The 18,173-nt window shown below is 62.1% G+C and carries 14 protein-coding genes and 2 pseudogenes; 7 read left to right on the top strand and 9 right to left on the bottom strand.

Going from position 1 to position 18,173, the window contains the following annotated elements:
• Window positions 1-116: 116 nt before the first annotated feature.
• The 3 genes from P0D68_RS10400 (at window position 117) to P0D68_RS10390 (ending at window position 3,158) form a co-directional block, all read left to right on the top strand.
• The gene (locus P0D68_RS10400) at window positions 117-1,916 is read left to right on the top strand and encodes a cholesterol oxidase substrate-binding domain-containing protein (protein ID WP_408296023.1); all 1,800 of its coding nucleotides are present in this window, start codon (window positions 117-119) and stop codon (window positions 1,914-1,916) included.
• A gap of 60 nt (window positions 1,917-1,976) precedes the next feature.
• Window positions 1,977-2,645: a hypothetical protein gene (locus tag P0D68_RS10395; RefSeq protein ID WP_408296026.1), complete on the top strand. Its 669-nt coding sequence runs from the start codon at window positions 1,977-1,979 to the stop codon at window positions 2,643-2,645.
• A gap of 216 nt (window positions 2,646-2,861) precedes the next feature.
• Window positions 2,862-3,158, top strand: coding sequence for a DUF1330 domain-containing protein (locus P0D68_RS10390; RefSeq protein ID WP_011489704.1), 297 nt, complete (start codon window positions 2,862-2,864; stop codon window positions 3,156-3,158).
• 52 nt (window positions 3,159-3,210) lie between these two features.
• Here the strand turns inward: P0D68_RS10390 and P0D68_RS10385 are convergent, their stop codons facing one another.
• The 3 genes from P0D68_RS10385 to dalD form a co-directional block, all read right to left on the bottom strand.
• Complete coding sequence (locus P0D68_RS10385) at window positions 3,211-4,158, bottom strand: sugar-binding transcriptional regulator (protein WP_091799490.1); 948 nt, start codon at window positions 4,156-4,158, stop codon at window positions 3,211-3,213.
• A 90-nt stretch (window positions 4,159-4,248) separates the two neighbouring features.
• Complete coding sequence (gene xylB / locus P0D68_RS10380) at window positions 4,249-5,730, bottom strand: xylulokinase (protein ID WP_408296030.1); 1,482 nt, start codon at window positions 5,728-5,730, stop codon at window positions 4,249-4,251.
• Between the two features lie 150 nt (window positions 5,731-5,880).
• The gene (gene dalD / locus P0D68_RS10375; protein WP_408296033.1) at window positions 5,881-7,293 is read right to left on the bottom strand and encodes a D-arabinitol 4-dehydrogenase; all 1,413 of its coding nucleotides are present in this window, start codon (window positions 7,291-7,293) and stop codon (window positions 5,881-5,883) included.
• A 459-nt stretch (window positions 7,294-7,752) separates the two neighbouring features.
• Between dalD and P0D68_RS10370 the strand changes: the two are divergent.
• A pseudogene (locus P0D68_RS10370) lies at window positions 7,753-8,649 on the top strand (AraC family transcriptional regulator); the annotation flags it as partial.
• A 496-nt stretch (window positions 8,650-9,145) separates the two neighbouring features.
• A pseudogene (locus P0D68_RS10365) lies at window positions 9,146-10,415 on the top strand (IS256 family transposase).
• 189 nt (window positions 10,416-10,604) lie between these two features.
• On the opposite strand, the gene P0D68_RS10360 reads toward P0D68_RS10365, so the two are convergent.
• From P0D68_RS10360 to kynB, 4 genes are all read right to left on the bottom strand, one after another.
• Window positions 10,605-11,057, bottom strand: coding sequence for a hypothetical protein (locus P0D68_RS10360; RefSeq protein ID WP_408187999.1), 453 nt, complete (start codon window positions 11,055-11,057; stop codon window positions 10,605-10,607).
• Between the two features lie 901 nt (window positions 11,058-11,958).
• The gene (gene kynA / locus P0D68_RS10355; protein WP_408188000.1) at window positions 11,959-12,900 is read right to left on the bottom strand and encodes a tryptophan 2,3-dioxygenase; all 942 of its coding nucleotides are present in this window, start codon (window positions 12,898-12,900) and stop codon (window positions 11,959-11,961) included.
• 10 nt (window positions 12,901-12,910) lie between these two features.
• The gene (gene kynU / locus P0D68_RS10350; RefSeq protein ID WP_408188001.1) at window positions 12,911-14,161 is read right to left on the bottom strand and encodes a kynureninase; all 1,251 of its coding nucleotides are present in this window, start codon (window positions 14,159-14,161) and stop codon (window positions 12,911-12,913) included.
• 29 nt (window positions 14,162-14,190) lie between these two features.
• Window positions 14,191-14,829 (bottom strand): arylformamidase, encoded by a 639-nt coding sequence (gene kynB, locus P0D68_RS10345; protein WP_408296038.1) that lies wholly within the window; start codon window positions 14,827-14,829, stop codon window positions 14,191-14,193.
• A gap of 130 nt (window positions 14,830-14,959) precedes the next feature.
• Here kynB and P0D68_RS10340 point away from each other — a divergent pair, with 130 nt between their 5' ends.
• On the top strand, window positions 14,960-15,475 hold the full coding sequence (locus tag P0D68_RS10340; protein ID WP_091799504.1) for an Lrp/AsnC family transcriptional regulator: 516 nt from the start codon (window positions 14,960-14,962) through the stop codon (window positions 15,473-15,475).
• Window positions 15,476-15,495: 20 nt separating this feature from the next.
• Here the strand turns inward: P0D68_RS10340 and P0D68_RS10335 are convergent, their stop codons facing one another.
• Window positions 15,496-16,005 carry a flavin reductase family protein gene (locus P0D68_RS10335; protein ID WP_408188003.1) on the bottom strand — a complete coding sequence of 170 codons (510 nt, stop codon included), beginning with the start codon at window positions 16,003-16,005 and terminating at the stop codon, window positions 15,496-15,498.
• Window positions 16,006-16,268: 263 nt separating this feature from the next.
• On the opposite strand from P0D68_RS10335, the gene msrA reads away from it, so the two are divergent.
• Window positions 16,269-16,817, top strand: coding sequence for a peptide-methionine (S)-S-oxide reductase MsrA (gene msrA / locus P0D68_RS10330; protein WP_408296042.1), 549 nt, complete (start codon window positions 16,269-16,271; stop codon window positions 16,815-16,817).
• 30 nt (window positions 16,818-16,847) lie between these two features.
• Here msrA and P0D68_RS10325 read toward each other — a convergent pair whose 3' ends face one another.
• On the bottom strand, window positions 16,848-18,137 hold the full coding sequence (locus P0D68_RS10325) for a DUF72 domain-containing protein (RefSeq protein WP_408296045.1): 1,290 nt from the start codon (window positions 18,135-18,137) through the stop codon (window positions 16,848-16,850).
• Window positions 18,138-18,173 lie beyond the last annotated feature (36 nt).

Genomic DNA, 18,173 nt, shown 5'->3' with positions numbered 1-18,173 from the left:
GCCTATCCCATCGGCTCACCGCAACAGCTCGCCGCATCCGGTCAACCGCGTTTATCGTGATCGTCACGGTCATGTCATGAATAGTCATCGCCTCGCGAACGCCTAAAGAAAATAGCATGGGGACTGAAATCTTCTTCCCATCAACAGGCATTCGAGCGAACGTGACCCACTCTCTTCAAGATGTTCTTACACCACCGCCACGACGTAAATTCATTGCTGATATCGCCCGGCTCTCGGTGGCTGGAGTCGTGACCGGATGGACGCCGGTTTATCAGATCGCCGCGCACGCGCAAGGTGCCGCGCCAGTTCCGGCCAATTTTCCCACCGGTATTCCGCTGTATAAGCAGGCATTCCAGAATTGGAGCGGTGAAATCGCGATAGCGGACGTCTGGACAGCGTCGCCCGACACGCCCGCCGCTGTGGTCACGATTGTCAATTGGGCGCGCGCGAACGGATATCGCATCAGGCCGCGCGGCTATATGCACAACTGGTCCCCGCTGACGATCGACCGGACCAGCGGGGCGTCACAAGTCGTCCTGCTCGACATGACGAGGTCGCTCAACGCAGTAACCGTGGACACGTCATCTCAGCCCGCACGCGTCACGGCGCAAACCGGCATTTCGATGGAAGCGTTACTCGCCACGCTGGAAAAATTCGGTCTGGGCGTGACGGCCTCGCCGGCTCCAGGTGACATTACGCTAGGCGGCGCTCTTGCGATCGGTGCGCACGGAACAGCCATACCCGCTTCCGGCGAAACCGCTTTGAAGGGGCATACCTACGGCTCGCTGAGCAATCTGATCCTGTCGCTTACGGCGGTCGTGTTCGATGCCCAGAAACAGCAGTATGCGCTGCGCACGTTCAAGCGATCCGATCCGGACATCGGCGCGTTCCTCGTTCATCTCGGCCGCGCGTTGATCGTCGAGGCGACGCTCGAAGCGGGCGTCAACCAGCGGCTGCGCTGCCAGAGTTTCGTGGATATTCCGGCATCCGAACTGTTCGCCCCGGCGAAGTCCGGGGGACGTACGATCGACTCGTTCCTCGACCGCACAGGCCGGATGGAGGCGATCTGGTTTCCGTTCACGAGTTGCCCGTGGCTCAAGGTGTGGACGGTGCAATCCCGCAAGCCGCTCTTCTCGCGGGAGGTAACGAAGCCCTATAACTATTCATTTTCCGATTCCATCCCGCAGCCGCTGGCGGAGCTGATCAAACGCATCGTGATCGGGGGCGAACGCCACCTGACGCCGGCTTTTGGGCAGCTGCAGATGGGTATCGTCATGGCGGGGCTGGGCGTCACGTTCAGTGGCGACATCTGGGGCTGGTCGCGCAACGTTCTGCAATACGTCCGTCCTTCGACGCTGCGCGTGACCGCAAACGGCTACGCCGTGCTTGCCCGGCGTGCTGACGTGCAACGCATCATCCACGAGTTCGTGCAGTTCTATCAGAACCGGGTCGAGGCCTACAGGCAACGCGGCGAATACCCAATGAATGGCCCGGTCGAAATCCGCGTGACCGGGCTCGACCAACCGGCCGATGCCGGGCCGGGTGCCGCCACGCCGTCGCTTGCCGCACTCAAGCCGCGCCCAGACCATCCGGAGTGGAACATCGCCGTCTACTTCGATATTTTGACGATGCCCGGCACGCCGGCGGCGAACGGTTTCTATCGGGAAATCGAGCAGTGGATGATGTCGAACTACGCAGGCTCATATGCGACCGTGCGCCCCGAATGGTCGAAAGGCTGGGCCTATACAAATGCCGCCGCGTGGCAGGACAGCGTGATGATTGGCAGCACGATTCCGAATCTGTATTCCGAGGGACAGCCGTCAGGGGCCAGTTGGAACACGGCGCGCAATACGCTTAACCGCCACGATCCGCACCGCATCTTTTCTTCCACGCTGCTTGACTGTCTGCTCCCTTAACGCAGGCGGCGAGCGCGTCCGCGCGATCGGCAGCGGACCCGCTTTCAACCGGCTCCAGCATTGAACGGTGACTCGTCGCGAGCCGCTGACCAATACCCGGCCAGACGGGTTATCTGGCACGCAAAATCAACAGAGGAAATCAGCATGCAACGACTCACGTCGACGAAAATCGACACGTATTTTTCCAGTGCGCGATTCAGCAATTCGAATGCTTCGGACGTGCCATCTGCCATGTCCACGTGCGGCGGTCACGAGCGTGAGCAGCGGATGTCCGGGTTTAACGCCACCTTCGGCAATACGGAACGCCACTGCGCTGGCTCCAGCGCCACTCGCGAACGGGTACGCGACTCAGATGTCATGAGCGCAACCTCGATGGTCACCAGCCGGAACGAGATGTCGACGGCTTCATATCCTTCCAAATGCGGCAAGCCTGACCAATCTGCGGACTCGAACACGAAGAGCGCGATGAGTTTGATCGGCTCAGCGATGATCGACTGCGTGTCCAGGAGCAACGACTTTCTGAATACGCCGCTCATTTCCTCGGTCGGCCAGCTGTTCAACCTGGCCGGCCCCTGCGGGCGGCTTTGTCACGTCTTACCCGATCTCGCCGGTTATGCCGTTTCCAAGGCGGTCGCCGGCATTGGTCGGGCGCTAGGCGGTACCGGCTCGCCGAACTACCACTTCGAGCACGAGTGGTTGCCCGCCGGCACGTCTGCGGCGCGGGCCTGATTTTTCGGCATGCGCAGTCGGTCACGTCCGATGGTGTGATGTTTCGCTGCCGAACCGGCAAGCCCCAAAAAAACGGCGCGACGCCGGAGCATTGCCATTTGTTCGACAGCGCAGGCAAAGCATTCCAGCGTAAGATCGTTGAAGTGCTAGCCGCGTGACGATTGGGAAAGCGGCGGGCGCGCCGCTTTCCTTTTCAATCACGCTCTGGGAACGCTCATGCCCGCCTATGTCGTCATTACGCGCGAGAAAACGCTCGATCCCGCCAAACTGGAAGAGTACAAACAGGTTGCGCCTGCAACCTTCGAGCAGCATCCGGTGATGATGCTGGCGAGCCATGGGCGCAGGGAAGTGGTGGAAGGTCCGGCGATCGAAGACATTCTGATCCTCGAATTCACCAGCTACGATGAAGCGCTCGCCTGGTATCACAGCCCGGAGTATCAGGCCGTCAGCGACACGCGCCTGCAAGGCGCCGACTATCGCATCATCATCACCGAAGGCTTGCCGGTCATGTAAGACGAACGTGGACCGCTTTCGGCGCTGCGTCCGACGGTGTGCGAACGTCCGCTCAGGCTTCGAGCGCGGCTCGCGCGCACGACTCGTCAGTGACCAGTCCGGAGAGCCAGCCGCCTTTGAGCACCGCAATCAGCGCCTCGCGCTTGCGCTCGCCGCCGGCGAAGCCGATGGTGGGACGCCGTGGCGGCGAATCCAGTGCGATGCTCGTCACGCGCCGGCCGATCGGCGATTCGACGTGCGCGCCGGCCGAATCGATCGGCAGTCCGAGCATTTCGGCCACCGCGCCGTTCTGCATCAATTCCTTCACTTCCGCCGACGTAATGAAGCCGTCTTCGTGCAACGGACAATTCGGCCCGATATTGCCGATGCCGACGAACGCCACGTCGGCCTGCGCCGACAGCGATTCGACGATCCGGTACAGCCGGTGATTGCACCACTGCGCGCGCTCCGCTTCGCTATCGGCGAGCAGCGGCGCGGGCAGCAGAAAATGCTTGCCGCCGGTCTTCTCCGAAATGTGCAGCGCGACGTCGTAGCGGTTCGAGGAGCCGTCCTGGGCGATCGCCCCGACCATGGATACCAACCGGTGTTGCGGACGGTCCAGTTGCGCGATCTGATCGACCGCGGCCTTCAGCGTCCGGCCGCTGCTCACCGCGACCACCATCGGTTTTTCTTCGCCGAGATAGCGTTCCATCACCTGCGCGCCGGCCACCGCCAGCTTGCGGTCGACTTCCTCCGACGTATCGCTGTCGACCGGCACCACTTCGCACATGCTCAAACCGTAGCGCTTCGACAGTTGATCGGCGAGCGCGAGGCAATCGGCCAGTTGATGATCGACACGCACGCGAATCAGATTCTTTTCCACTGCGAAGGCGACCAGCCGCTGCGCGACCGGACGCGACACCTGGAGCTTTTCGGCGATCTCGTTCTGGGTATTGCCGGCGACGTAGTAGAGCCACGCGGCGCGGGTAGCAAGATCTAATTTTTCTGTGGACTTGGGCACGGTGACGGTTCGCTTGAAGTGCGCCGATGATAGCAGCCGGTCTGCGCGCTTTAACTACACCTGGCGCGCAAACCGGCTGCGGATTGCCGGTCAGGCAAGCGGCTGCCGCGCGGGGTCGAACAGCGGCCGCACATGGCGATAGAGTGCGCGAAACGCTTCGAGCCGCGTGCGCAATTCGGCGTGGCGGCGCGGGTTCGGTGTGAACTCCTTTTCGATCGGCGGCTTGGTCAGCACCGTGGCCGGATCGCCGCCGGCCGCCAGCCAGCCGAGACGTGCCGCGCCGAGCGCCGCGCCGGTTTCGCCGCCGCCGTGCTTGCGCGTCGCCGTATCGAGCGAGTCGGCCAGCAATTGCGCCCAGTAGTCGCTGCGGGCGCCGCCGCCGAGCAGGGATAGCGCCTTCGCTTCGGTGCCGGCCGCGCGCAGCGCGTCGAGGCCGTCGGTGAGCGCGAGCGTGACGCCTTCGAGTACCGCGTAGCCGAGCAGCGCGCGATCAGTTGCGTGATTCATGCCGAAGAACACGCCTTGCGCATACGGGTCGTTGTGCGGCGTGCGTTCGCCGGACAGATAGGGCAAAAAGAGCGGCGCGGTGTTCAACGCGTCGGCCGGGAGCGCCTCGATTTCGGCAAGCAGGGTCGGCTCGTCGGTGGAGGTGAGCTTGCAGACCCAGCGCAGGCAGCTCGCGGCGGACAGCACCACGCTCATCTGATGCCAGCGATCCGGAATCGCGTGACAGAACGCATGCACCGCCGAAGCCGGATTCGGCCGGAAGCTGTCGCCGACCACGCACAACACGCCCGACGTGCCGAGCGAAACGAAGCCGTCGCCGGGTTGCGTCGCGCCGATGCCGATCGCGCTGGTGGCGTTGTCGCCACCGCCGGCCGCGACGATCACGCCGTCGCTCAGGCCGAATTCGCGCGCCACCTCGGGCAGCAGCGTGCCGGACGGCTCGCTGCCTTCGCACAGGCTCGGCATCTGCGCGCGTGACATGTTGCAGGCCGCGAGCAGCGAATCGGACCAGTCGCGTTTGGCGACGTCGAGCCACAGCGTGCCGGCCGCGTCCGATGGATCGGACACCTTGCCGCCGGTCAATTGCAGGCGCAAGTAATCCTTCGGCAGCAGCACGCAGGCGGTCCGCGCAAAAATGTCCGGCTCATGGCGCGCGACCCACAGCAGCTTCGGCGCGGTGAAACCAGGCATGGCGAGATTGCCGGCCACGCTGTGCAACTCCGGCGCGCGTTCGGTCAATTCCGCGCATTCTTTGTCGCTGCGCATGTCGTTCCATAGGATCGCGGGCCGCAACACGCGGTCCTGCGCGTCCAGCAGCACGGCGCCGTGCATCTGACCGGACAGGCCGATGCCGCGAATCTGCGCGAACTCGTCGGGATGTTTGGCGCGCAGGGCGGCGAGCGCGCTGCGCGTGCCCGCCCACCAGTCTTCGGGATTCTGCTCGGCCCAGCGCTGATGAGGGCGCGAAACGGTAAACGGCGAGCCTGCGGTGCCGATCACGCGTCCGTTGGAGGCGAGCAGCAGAACTTTCACTTCGGACGTGCCGAGGTCGATGCCGAGATACATGGGCGCGGAACCTTCGTCGTTAGAGATGCGCTACTTTAGCCGCACATGGCACGCGGTGCCATGCGCATTAAGCCTGGCAGCGCGTGTTTCGATGCCGCGCGACGCGCGGCGCTTGTTGAGCTCAATGGATGAGGCCGGCGCGGTCGGCGCTCAAATCGCGCCGCGTTTGGCCAGCCATACATCGACACGCGCCAGTGCGCCCTCCAGCGCCGATTCCAGTTCCGGCGTCTGCGCCATGCTGCCCCATAGCAGCCGGTCGGCGGCGAACGCTTTCAACGGATCGGGCGCCGCGAAAAAGCCGCGCGCCACGCGCTCGTCCATCACGCCATCCTGATACGTGTACGGCAGCTTGCCGGCGTTCCAGCGTTCGAGAAAGCGGAAGAACAGCGCGGGCAGCATTGCCGTCGCCGCCGGTGTGGCGCCGCGCTCGAAGCACTCCGTCAACGTCGGCGCGATAAAGCCCGGCAGCTTCGAAAAGCCGTCCGCCGCCACGCGCTGGTTCGTGTCCTGGATATACGGATTGCTGAAGCGCTCCAGCACCACATCGCGATAGCGTTCGAGATCGAGCGGACTCGGTGTGAGACACGGAATCACGTCTTCCGTGACGTAGTCGAAGGCGAATCGATTGATGTCCGGGTCGAGCGTGCCTTCGTGAATGTAGTTCAGCCCGACCAGCGTACCCGCCCATGCGATGCAGCTGTGCGGCGCATTGAGAATGCGGATCTTCGCTTCCTCGTACGGCATCACCGAGTCGACCAGTTCCGCGCCGACCTTTTCCCATGCCGGGCGGCCCGCGATAAACCGGTCCTCGATCACCCACTGAATGAACGCTTCGCCCATTACCGGGCAGGCGTCGTCGACGCCGGTGGCGGCCTTGACGCGTTCGCGCACATCCGGCGTGGGACGCGGCGTGATGCGATCGACCATCGAACTCGGACAGGCCGTGTTGTCGTCGAACCATTGCGCGAGTTCCTCCGCGCCGCGTCGTTCGAGAAACTCGCTCATGCCCGCGTGGAAGCGTTCGCCGTTGCTGCGCAGGTTGTCGCAGGTCTGCAGCGTGACGGGGCCCGCGCCGCGTTTCATGCGCGCGTCGAGAATCGCTGCGAGCGCGCCGTAAATGGTGGTGTGGCCGCCCTCGAGGTCGGCGGCGAGATCGGCGTTGGCGGTGTCGAGTTCGTCATCTTCGTCGAGGTAATAGCCGCCTTCGGTGACGGTGAACGCGATGATCTTGCAGGCCGGGTCGGCGCCCGCTTCGATCAGCGCGTCGAGGCTTTCGGTCCACGGCACGACGCGCTCGATCGAGCGAATGGTTTCGTACGCGCGCTCACCTTGGGGCGTGACGGTCTCGAGTGTGTAGACGCCGTTTTGCGCGGCGAGCGCTTCGAGCACCGCATTCATATCGCTGCGGATGTTGCCGACCGTCAGCGACCAGTGCGGCTCGCCGGGCACCTTGGCCTCGTTCAACCGATGCAGATACCACGCCTGATGCGCGCGATGAAACGATCCCGCGCCGATGTGCAGGATCACGTGTGCGGCAGCGCCGCTGCCTTGCCCGCTGTTCATGTGCGTCTCCTGAATGTCCTTGCTCGCACGATTCGAAGCGTGCGTTTTTTTCGTGAGTGCCTCCAACCAGACGCATCGCGTCCGCGCCCCGGGTAGCGAAGAAACCTGGAAGGCCTGGCGTTGTCTCGGTATGGAGCATTTGCTCTGTGTGTGAGCGAATGATCGTACCGGCTGAAACGAAAGTCAAGGCGGAGCCACAGGCTTTTTTGTGGCGCAGCGCGGCGCAGCGGGGCTTTTCGACGTGGCTCGCGGGACGCCGTTGTGTGGTGGAAGTGCGTTGCCGCATGTATTGCGTTGCATCAAATTTGACAGGCGATGCGCCAGGACTAACCCGAATGCAAAAAAGTATCGATCCGCGGTTTCATTTTTAGTGGTGAAGAGCGCGTTAGAGGGTTACGGTTCGCTATATAAGACAAAGACCGGCGGCGCCGTTGGCAGGCCGCTTCATGGAGGCAGACAGTGCAACCCGATCTCGAACTCGTGGCCGTGCGCCGCGACGAATCGTTCAAAGTGTGGTCGCACGGTTATCCGTATCGCACCGTGCGTTGGCACTTTCATCCCGAATACGAGATTCATCTGATCGTGGCGACGACCGGCAAGATGTTCGTCGGCGATCACATCAGCAGCTTCACGCCTGGCAATCTGGTGCTGATCGGACCGAACTTGCCGCACAACTGGGTGAGTGAAGTGCCGCAAGGGGAAAGCATTGCGCAGCGCAATCTGGTCGTGCAGTTCGGGCAGGAGTTCGTGTCGAGCTGCGTTGAGAGTTTTCCGGAGTGGCGTCAGGTCGAGGCACTGCTCGCGGATTCACGGCGTGGCGTGTCGTTCGGTGCGCAGACGAGCGCGGCGATCCAGCCGCTGTTTCTTGAGTTGCTGGCGGCGCGTGGGTTGCGTCGGCTCGTGCTGTTCATGTCGATGCTCGACATTCTGGTGAACGCTGAAGATCGTGAGATGCTGGCGAGTCCTGCTTATCAGGCCGATCCTGGTGGGTTTGCTTCGACTCGGATCAATCATGTGCTCACTTATATCGGGGGGAATCTCGCTAATGAGTTGCGGGAGTCGGATCTCGCGCAGCTCGCGGGGCAAAGTGTCAGCGCGTTTTCGCGGTATTTTCGGCGGCATACTGGGTTGCCGTTTGTGCAGTATGTGAATCGGATGCGGATCAATCTGGCTTGTCAGTTGCTCACCGAAGATGAGTTGAGCGTCACTGATATTTGTTTCAAGGCGGGGTTTAATAATTTGTCGAATTTCAACCGGCAGTTTCTGGCGGTGAAGGGGATGGCGCCTTCGAAGTTTCGGCGTTATCAGCAGTTGAATGGGGGTAGTCGTGATGGTTCAGAAGGAGGGGTGGGGCGGTCGATGGTTGTTTGAGGTGGGGGGCATGCGGCAGGGGATGTTTGATGACTGCTGGTTTCGGGTTTCTGGTTTTAGGGTGTTGGCCTTTCCTTGCTTTCTTAGTGGTCTATTAGCGTTGCCCCTGTGCGGGGCGGCACCTACTTTCTTTGCCGCGGCAAAGAAAGTAGGCAAAGAAAGCCGCTTTGAACCGCTAGCCCATAAGCGGGTCCCCCGCGCAGCCACGGTAGTGGTGCATCTGGAATCCGTGTTCTCGCACATTCGACGCGTGTGACAAGGCCGTCATTCTTCCCGCCTCGCGCTGCGCGCTCGCCGGAACGGTCGGCTTAAGACCAGTGGGATTGGCTGGGGGAGGTGGGGCCGTCGGCTTCGCCTCGGCGAAAGGCCGGTAAAGGCTTCTGGTCTGCGGGCAGTGGCTGCTCTCAATGTGCCGCTGCGGGCCTATCCGTAATTTCGTGGGCGAGGCATATCATGAAGGATGAAGATCATGGATGTGCCAATCATGAAGAAGAGACGCACTGTCGCCTCGCAGGCAGCGGCCCGCGGGCCGCTGCCTGCACTGCCCAGAAGCGCTGCTCGATGAACTGGTGAAGGGCCCGATGACGCCCGCCGAGGTTCAGGACCTGATGCTGGCGTTCAACAAGGCACTGATCGAGCGGGCGATGGGCGCCGAGATGAGCATGCATCTGGGCTACCGGCCCGGCCAGCCCAGGCCCTCTGAGCAGACCAACGAGCGCAACGGCGCCAGCGGCAAGACGGTGATCACCGAGCGCGGCCCGGTCAGGGTCGATCTGCCGCGCGACCGCGATGGCAGCTTCGAGCCGATCCTGATTCCCAAACACGAGCGCCGATTCACGGGCTTCGACGAGCGCATTATCGCGATGTACGCCCGGGGCATGAGCGTGCGCGAGATTCAGGCGTTTCTGGCCGAAAGCTACAGCACCGAGGTCTCCCCCGACTTCATCAGCTCGGTCACCGACGAAGTCATGGCCGAAACGCTCGCCTGGCAGAGCCGTCCGCTCGAGCCGATGTATCCGGTGGTGTTCTTCGACGCGCTGCGCGTGAAGATCCGTGGCGACGGCGTGGTGAGCAACAAGGCAGTGTATCTGGCGCTGGGCATCCAGGCCGACGGTCAGCGCGACGTGCTCGGCCTGTGGATCGAGCAGACCGAAGGTGCGAAGTTCTGGCTCAAGGTGTTCAACGAACTGAAGACCCGGGGCTGCCAGGACATCCTGATCGCGGTGGTCGACGGCCTGAAGGGGCTGGCCGAGGCGATCGGCACGGCGTACCCGCGCACGGCCGTGCAGACCTGCATCGTGCACCTGATCCGCAACAGTCTGGAATACGCCAGCTACAAGGATCGCAAAAGCGTCGCCGCAGCGCTGCGTCCGGTCTACGCCGCCGCGAACGAACAGGCCGCGCAGCAGGCCCTGGAGGCCTTTGCCGAAGGGCCATGGGGCGCGAAGTACCCGACCATCGTGCAGTCGTGGCGACGGGCGTGGGAGAACGTCACGCCGTTCTTCGTGTTTCCGCCCGACATACGCCGGGTGGTGTACACCACGAACGCCATTGAGAGTCTGAACATGCAACTACGCAAGATCATCAAGACCCGCGGCCACTTCCCCAACGACGAGGCCGCCATCAAGTTGCTCTGGCTGGCGCTGCGCAATGTGCTTAACAAGTCCGTGCGAACGGCATTCGACTGGTCGAGCGCCATGAATCAGTTCGCTATTCTGTTTGGTGAGCGTTTTACTCAGGCACGCGGTTAATTCCGCTAACCGCCTCGCCCACAAAAATACGGACAGGTTCAGGCCGTCATACTTCCCGCCTCGCGCTCCGCGCTCGCCGGAACGGGTGGCTCAAAACCTGCACGATTGTCGGGGAGAGGTGGGGGCCGTCGGCTTCGCCTCGGCGAAAAGGCCGTTAATGCCTTCCGGTCTGCGAGGAGTGGGCCGCTCTCAATGTGCCGCTGCTGTTCGACACGCGAGCGTCTTGAATCGCACTCGCCCGTTCTCCATCTGCTTCGTTGCGCCAGTACGTTCGCGGCCCTCTGGCGCCCTTCGCGTCGCCTTCATCAACAGGTTTGCCGCATGGCGTGCCGTAATCCGGCTTTGAGGGATTCCCTTCGCGTCCAGCGCGATCACCTGGTACAGTTCACGGTCAATCTCAACCTCGCGCTGGTAATCCTCGCCAGTGTCGAGCAGCAACTCCAGCAACTCTCGCTGTTGCTGCCTCTCCTCTCTCGTCACAGCCGGACTCCTAACTATTGAAGACAAAAGCGTGACTAACTTGTCCAGTTGAGTCAGTTGACGTTCAATCAGTCCGAATGCGGACAGCGCGAGTTTCTCGTATTGAAGTGCGTCAACAGGTGGGCGCGATGTGGTTCGTGAATGCTTGGCTGATTTACTCATGGCGCGATCTCCCTGAAACTTGACTGGATCGCCCGACAGTCGCTTGCGCGGTGGTGAGCGGGCACATTGATGGGTTTAGCAGACCGGTGCGTAGTACCAGAAACCGGCGAGCCGCGAGGCTCCCCCACCACGGCCCGCCCATCGAAGAAAGGCGTGCAAAGGCAGCCGCACATTTGCTTGCACAAACGCACGGGATACTACGCATAACAGGCTGCTATACCTGCTGTCGTGAAGCACACGACAAGAATGAGTTTAATCACATCGCTTCGCACGTGATCACCTGAATAGGCTAAAACGCGCGCACCACGTCGATTTCTGAAATTTCCTGGAGGAGTGCGCGAATAAAAGACTACAGCGCCCGAGAAGCGTCAGCACAGAAACGCACTGATTGTGAAATAGCGAGCCGCTGTTTGGGGCATGTGACGGTCATTCTCGTGCGCGAGATCATTCCATCGCGGCTATCAGCGTCACGACCCTTGAGCTTTTAAGGCTCGAACCGAACGATTCGATTGCATGCGACACCGTTGGCCCGAGGCCATTGCGTGGCATCGCCGAGGCGAAGCCGAGGGCTCCCACCGCGCACCGATAGAACCCTTGGTTTTGAACAGACCCTTCCGGCGAGCGCGCAGTGCGAGGCGGGAAGAATGACAGCCTTGTCACTCACGCCGAGTGTGCGAGAACACGAATTCCAGATGGACCACTACCGTGGCTGCGCGGGGGACCCGCTTAAGGGCTGGCGGTTCAAAGCGGCTTTCTTTGCCTACTTTCTTTGCCGCGGCAAAGAAAGTAGGTGCCGCCCCGCACAGGGGCAACGCGAATAGACCACAAACAAATCAAGAAAAGGCCAACCCCCAAAGAGCACACCCCAAAAAAAGGCCAGCCGCCGAGGCAAATGCCCTAACTACAGCATAGTCCTAACATGCCAAAGCTCAGGAAACAAAACCACATCGAGCATCTTGCGCAGATAAGTAGCCCCACTAGTCCCACCGGTGCCCTGCTTAAACCCAATAATCCGCTCAACGGTAGTGACATGCCTGAATCGCCACTGCCGAAACGCATCCTCGAGATCGACAAGCTCCTCAGCCATCTCATACAGTTCCCAATACTGCGAAGGATTCCGATAAACCTCCAGCCAGGCTGCTTCAACAGAAGCATCGTGCACAGTAGGCTGTGTCCAGTCCCTCTCAAGCCGGGAAGGCGAAATCGCAAACCCACGCCGCGCCAGCAACCGCACCACTTCATCATAAAAAGAAGGCGCCTCCAGCGAAGCTGTCACCTCAGCCAGCACATCAGCCCGATGCGCATGCGGCTTCAGCATCAGCTCATTCTTATTGCCGAGCAAAAACTCGATCTGCCGATACTGATACGACTGAAACCCGGAAGAACTCCCCAAATAAGGCCGCATCGCCGTGTACTCGGACGGCGTCATCGTCGCGAGAACACTCCATGCCTGCACGAGCTGCTCCATGATCCGCGACACACGCGCGAGCATCTTGAACGCGGGCGGCAACTCATCGCGATGCACGGCCTGCAACGCCGCGCGCAACTCATACAACGCGAGCTTCATCCACAACTCGCTCGTCTGATGCTGAATGATGAACAGCATCTCGTTATGATCCGGCGACAACGGATGCTGCGCATCGAGCACCGTCCCGAGCGACAGATAATCGCCGTAACTCATCGACTCCGAAAAATCGAGCTGCGCGTCGTGCCAGCCATCGCCCGACTTAGCGGCGGAAACGGCCGGGGCGGCCGAATGTGAAGCCACACTCCCATGCCCGAACGGACATCCCTGTGCCGGTTTCTCTTCCGGCAACCCCGGTGTTTGCATGTGATCGGTCATCGCGCGCTCCTCAGGTCACAGCGCCGCGTGCGGCAAATTCAGGCGCACGCCAGGTCTCTTGCGTCAGGACATCGCGCAAGGTTTCCACGGCGTCCCACACGTCGACAAAGCGCGTATACAGCGGCGTAAAACCAAACCGCAGCACATGCGGTTCGCGATAATCGCCGATCACCCCGCGTGCAATCAACGCCTGCATCACCTCATAACCATGCGGATGTTCGAAGCTCGCATGCGAGCCGCGCTGCGCATGCTCGCGTGGGGTCACGAGCTTCAGCGGAAACTCGCCGCAACGCGTTTCAACGAGTTCGATGAACAGATCGGTCAATGCCAGCGACTTCTGGCGGATCGTCTGCATGTCGGTCTGCAGGAACACGTCGAGTCCGCATTCGACGAGCGACATCGACACCATCGGCTGCGTGCCGCACAAAAAGCGGCCGATGCCCTCGTCGGGCTGATACGCCGGATCCATCTTGAACGGCGCGCGATGTCCCCACCAGCCGGACAGCGGTTGCGAAAATTCGTTTTGATGGCGCTTGGGCACCCAGACGAACGCGGGCGAACCGGGGCCACCGTTCAGATACTTGTACGTGCAGCCGACCGCGTAATCCGCGCCAACGCCGTTCAGATCGACCGGCACCGCACCCGCTGAATGCGCGAGGTCCCACAGCGCGAGCGCGCCTTTGTCGTGGATCAGTTGGGTGAGTGCGGCCATGTCGTGCATGTAGCCGGTGCGGTAGTTCACGTGCGTGATCATCGCAATCGCGGTGTCGTCGCCGATCGCGGCAGGCAATTCGGAAGGATCGTCGACCAGACGCAATTCGTAGCCTCGGTCGAGCTGTTCGATCAGCCCCTGCGCAATGTACAGGTCGGTCGGGAAATTCGAGCGCTCAGAAACGATCACGCGACGCTTCGGATCTCGCGCATTCGCCACCCGCACCGCGGCGGACAGCAGCTTGAACAGGTTGATCGAAATCGTATCGGTGACGACTACTTCGTCTTCCGCCGCGCCGATCAGCGGCGCGAGCTTGTTGCCGAGGCGGCGCGGCAGCGCGAACCAGCCCGCGGTGTTCCAGCTGCGAATCAGGCCTTCGCCCCATTCGGCGGCGATCACGGTCTGCGCGCGCTGCGCGGCGGCGGCCGGCGGCACGCCGAGGGAGTTGCCGTCGAGATAGATGGTCGTCGACGACAGCGCGAATTGATCGCGCAACGCCGCCAGCGGGTCGGCACTATCGAGCGCCAATGCTTCTTCACGGTGGTTCATGGTGATTCCGTCAGTCAGATCAGAGGTAGTCAGTGAGACTCGGGCAGCGCGCGCAATATTGCGCGCACCGGGCTTGCGTCGAGCGTGGTCAGCTTGAGCGGCAGCGCGATCAGTTCGTAGTCGCCGGGGGCGACGTCGTCGAGCACGATGCCTTCGAGAATCGCCATGCGATGCGCGCATATCCGGTGGTGAGCGTCCATCGTCTTCGACTCCTGCGGGTCGAGCGACGGCGTGTCGATGCCGATCAGCTTTACGCCGCGCGAAGCCAGCAGGTCGATCGTGTCCGGCGCGACTGCACAGAACGCGCTGTCCCAGGCCGTAGTCGGCGCGTTTCTGTAAGTGCGCAGTAAGACTCGCGGCGGCAGGTCGTCGAGCGAGCCATTCAGGTGTTGTGGCGTCACAACAGGCGCGGCGCCGATGCAATGAATCACGCGGCATCGGCCGAGGTACGCATCGAGCGGGACTTCGCCGATCGCGGCGCCTGCGGCGTCGTAGTGCAGCGGGGCGTCGGTGTGCGCGCCGGTGTGAGGCGACAGCGTCAGCCGCGCGACGTTGACGGGCGAGCCCGCCTCCATGCGCCACACGCGCTCGATACCCACCGGCGTATCGCCCGGCCACACGGGCGTGGCGGTATCGACGGCGGGGGTGATGTCCCAGAGTGTTGGCATAGTCGCATCGGCGGTTTGTGTCTATCAGGGAATGATAGGTGGCTTGCCGCGAAATGTGATTGCGAAAAAATCTCCTTCTACGCCGTGTCTTGGAACATAATTTGATATAAATGGGAAAGGGAGACCGAATATGAACGCGATCTCGCTCGACGCCACCGATTGCCGTATCTTGACGGTGCTTCAGCAAGAAGGACGGATCAGCAATCTCGACCTCGCGGAGCGCATCTCGCTCTCGCCGTCAGCGTGCCTGCGACGCCTGCGGCTGCTCGAAGAGCAGGGCGTCATCGAACATTACCGCGCGTGTCTGAACCGCGAAGTGCTGGGTTTTGAACTGGAAGCGTTCGTGCAGGTGTCCATGCGCAACGACCAGGAGAACTGGCACGAGCGGTTTGCGGAAGCGGTGCGCGACTGGCCGGAAGTGGTCGGCGCGTTCGTGGTGACCGGCGAGACGCATTATCTGCTGCGAGTTCTCGCGCACAACCTCAAGCATTATTCGGATTTCGTGCTGCAGCGGCTCTACAAGGCGCCGGGCGTGATGGATATTCGTTCGAATATCGTGCTGCAGACACTCAAGGAAGATTCGGGCGTGCCCGTCTCGTTAGTGAAGAAAAGCAGTGGGCACGGCGCCACGCATAACGATCGCTGAGTGCGAGGGCGGCCGCGCGGTCAAAGCGGCTCGAGACCGTGAAACTGGCCGTTCTGAAAGACGAGCGGCGAGATCTCGGCGGCATTCTCATGCACGCCGCAGCGCTCCACTTCGCCGACGAAAATCACGTGGTCGCCTTCCTCGTAGCGGCTGCGGTTATGGCATTCGAACCAGGCGAGCGCGCCGTCCAGCACCGGCATGCCGGTGTCGCCTTCCGCATGCGACACGCCTTCGAAGCGGTCGCCCTTCACGGTCGCAAAGCGTTTGCACAGATCGAGCTGCGACGCGGCCAGCACGTTGACCACGTAGTGACTATTGGCGCGGAAGACGGGCATCGACGCCGAGCGCGTGGCGAGACTCCACAACACCAGCGGCGGATTGAGCGAAACCGAGTTGAACGAACTGGCCGTGATGCCGATCAATTGGCCGGATGCCGCGCGCGTTGTAATGACGGTGACACCGGTGGCGAATTGGCTGAGCGCCTGTTTAAAGGCGTTCTGGTCGAAGTTGGGCGGGCTGGCGCGCTTCATTGGGCGCAGGCCTCTGGCGCAAACCGGCTGAAGCCCGGGATGAAGCTGTCGCGCGCGCGGCCGAAAACAAATGATTCGAAAGTCATAGTGAAAATCGTCGATTTGTCCCAATTTTAACTGCAATCGCGGCGGATTGGCCGCGACCCCATCCGTTGTATGAAAAAACCGCTAAGCTGGAAAGCTCGTGGGTGGAACGAGTGTTGCGGCGAAGCGTGGACCGGCATCGGCCGATTGTGCGATTGTGAGTTCAAGGAGCGGGCAGCATGAGTCAGACAGGCGAAGTCGCCACTCTTGGCGGCGGTTGTTTCTGGTGCCTCGAAGCGGTGTACCTGGGCGTCGAAGGCGTGAACGCGGTGGAGTCGGGCTATGCGGGCGGCCAGACCCGGCAACCGACGTATGAGCAGGTGTGCGACGGCGAGACCGGCCACGCCGAAGTCGTGAAGGTCGACTTCGATCCGGCCAAAATCAGTTACCGCGAGATTCTCGACATCTTCTTCGCGATCCATGATCCGACGCAGTTGAACCGGCAGGGCAACGACGTCGGCACGCAATACCGCTCGGTGATCTTCACGCACTCCGAAGCGCAACGGGAAATCGCGCTGCAGGCGATCCGCGAGATTGGCGAACAGCAGATTTACGACGGGCAGATCGTCACCCAGGTCCTGCCGCTCGACGGCAACTACTGGCCTGCCGAGGCCTATCACCAGAACTATTTCGCGCACCACCCGAATCAAGGGTATTGCTCCTTCGTGGTGGCGCCGAAAGTGGCGAAGTTTCGTCAGAAGTTTGCTCACCGGGTCAGGGTGGGTTAACGAGCTGAGCCGCCGGTCACACGCTGCTTGTTAAGTTTCCGAGTGTGGCGGGCAGTCGTTTTCGTTGGGCGGCGCGGACGCATTGTCGTGCGAAGGTTCATGCTCGTGTTCATGAGCCAGCCGCGCATACGCCTCGATAATGGCCCGCGCCAACTCCAGGCAGCTCAGAGGCGCCGAGCCTTCCGCCTTGTTGTTGATCGCGATTACCACCGGCTGGCCGGCCAGCGCATAGCGCGCGGCCAGTTCGGCGAGTGACTCGCGGGTTGCGGGATCCGGGTCGACCAACTGGTTGAACGGCTCGTACTTGGCCTTCGCCTGTTCGTATTTGAAGCCACCGTGCAGGCTCCAGCGCACGATCAGCGGTCCGGCCGGTTCGCCGTCCAGCAGTGCGAGCGCTGCAGCCTGGCGCAGTGGATCGGGCATACTCGCGTGAATGCCCACGCAATAGCGCACGCCCGCGGTCTTGAGCGTACGGATGAAACGCGGCGTGAGCAGGCTCGCGTCACGGATCTCGATTGCGTAGCAGGTGCCTTCCGGCAGCTTCGGCAAGGCTGTCAGGAATTCGGCCAGCCGTTCGATGAACGCCGCCGGCTGCGCCAGTATCTGGTCCGGCAGTGGCGAAAGCTGAAACACCAGTGCGCCGGCCTTGGCGCCGAGGCCTTCGAGACAAGGTGTAACGAAGTCGTCGATCGCCATTTGCGCGTTCAGAAAACACGGGTTTATCGAGACCGGCTCGCCGCGTTCGGCGCGCACCGTGGCGTCGGTGATCGTCATCGGCGCTTTGACGATAAAGCGGAAGTGCTCGGGCACCTGCTGCGCGTAGCGCAAGTATTCGGTGACCGTGAGCGCCTGATAAAACGACCGGTCGATGCTGACCGTTTTCAGCAGCGGATGCGCGCCGTAGGCCGTGAGACCCTCGCGGGAGAGCTTGCTGTTGCTGTATTCGTCGCCGTAGACGATGCCGTTCCAGCCAGGAAACGACCATGTGGACGTGCCGAGGTGGATCTGCGCAGGGAGTTGGGCCGCGAGCGCGAGCAACTCGGGCGAGGGTGGGGCGGCGAGGATTTCGCGGGTGCGGCGCTTTTTCGGGGTGTCGGTAGGGACGTTCGCGGTGTCGGCTTCAGGCGGGGCGTCGCCTTCGTCTGGCTGCGATACGGCGGCGGCCCCAGCGCTGCCGCGCGCCTGCTTGACTCGGGCATCGGCCTTCTGCGGCGCTGGCTCCACCGGCATTCCGAACAGATCGAACTGCACGGCTTCGCCTGCGGCGCCCGATTCGCCTTCAACCGGCTGTTCAACTTCGCTTGTCCCGCTCTGGTCCATCGGTGTTCGACCTGCTGTTCAAAGGTTGCGCCGCGT

Origin of the sequence: Paraburkholderia sp. RL17-380-BIE-A, assembly GCF_046028085.1 — a bacterium.
Classification (GTDB): Bacteria; Pseudomonadota; Gammaproteobacteria; order Burkholderiales; family Burkholderiaceae; genus Paraburkholderia.
The sequence above is the reverse complement of the archived record's forward strand: the minus strand, read 5'-3'. Positions and strand labels throughout refer to the sequence as shown.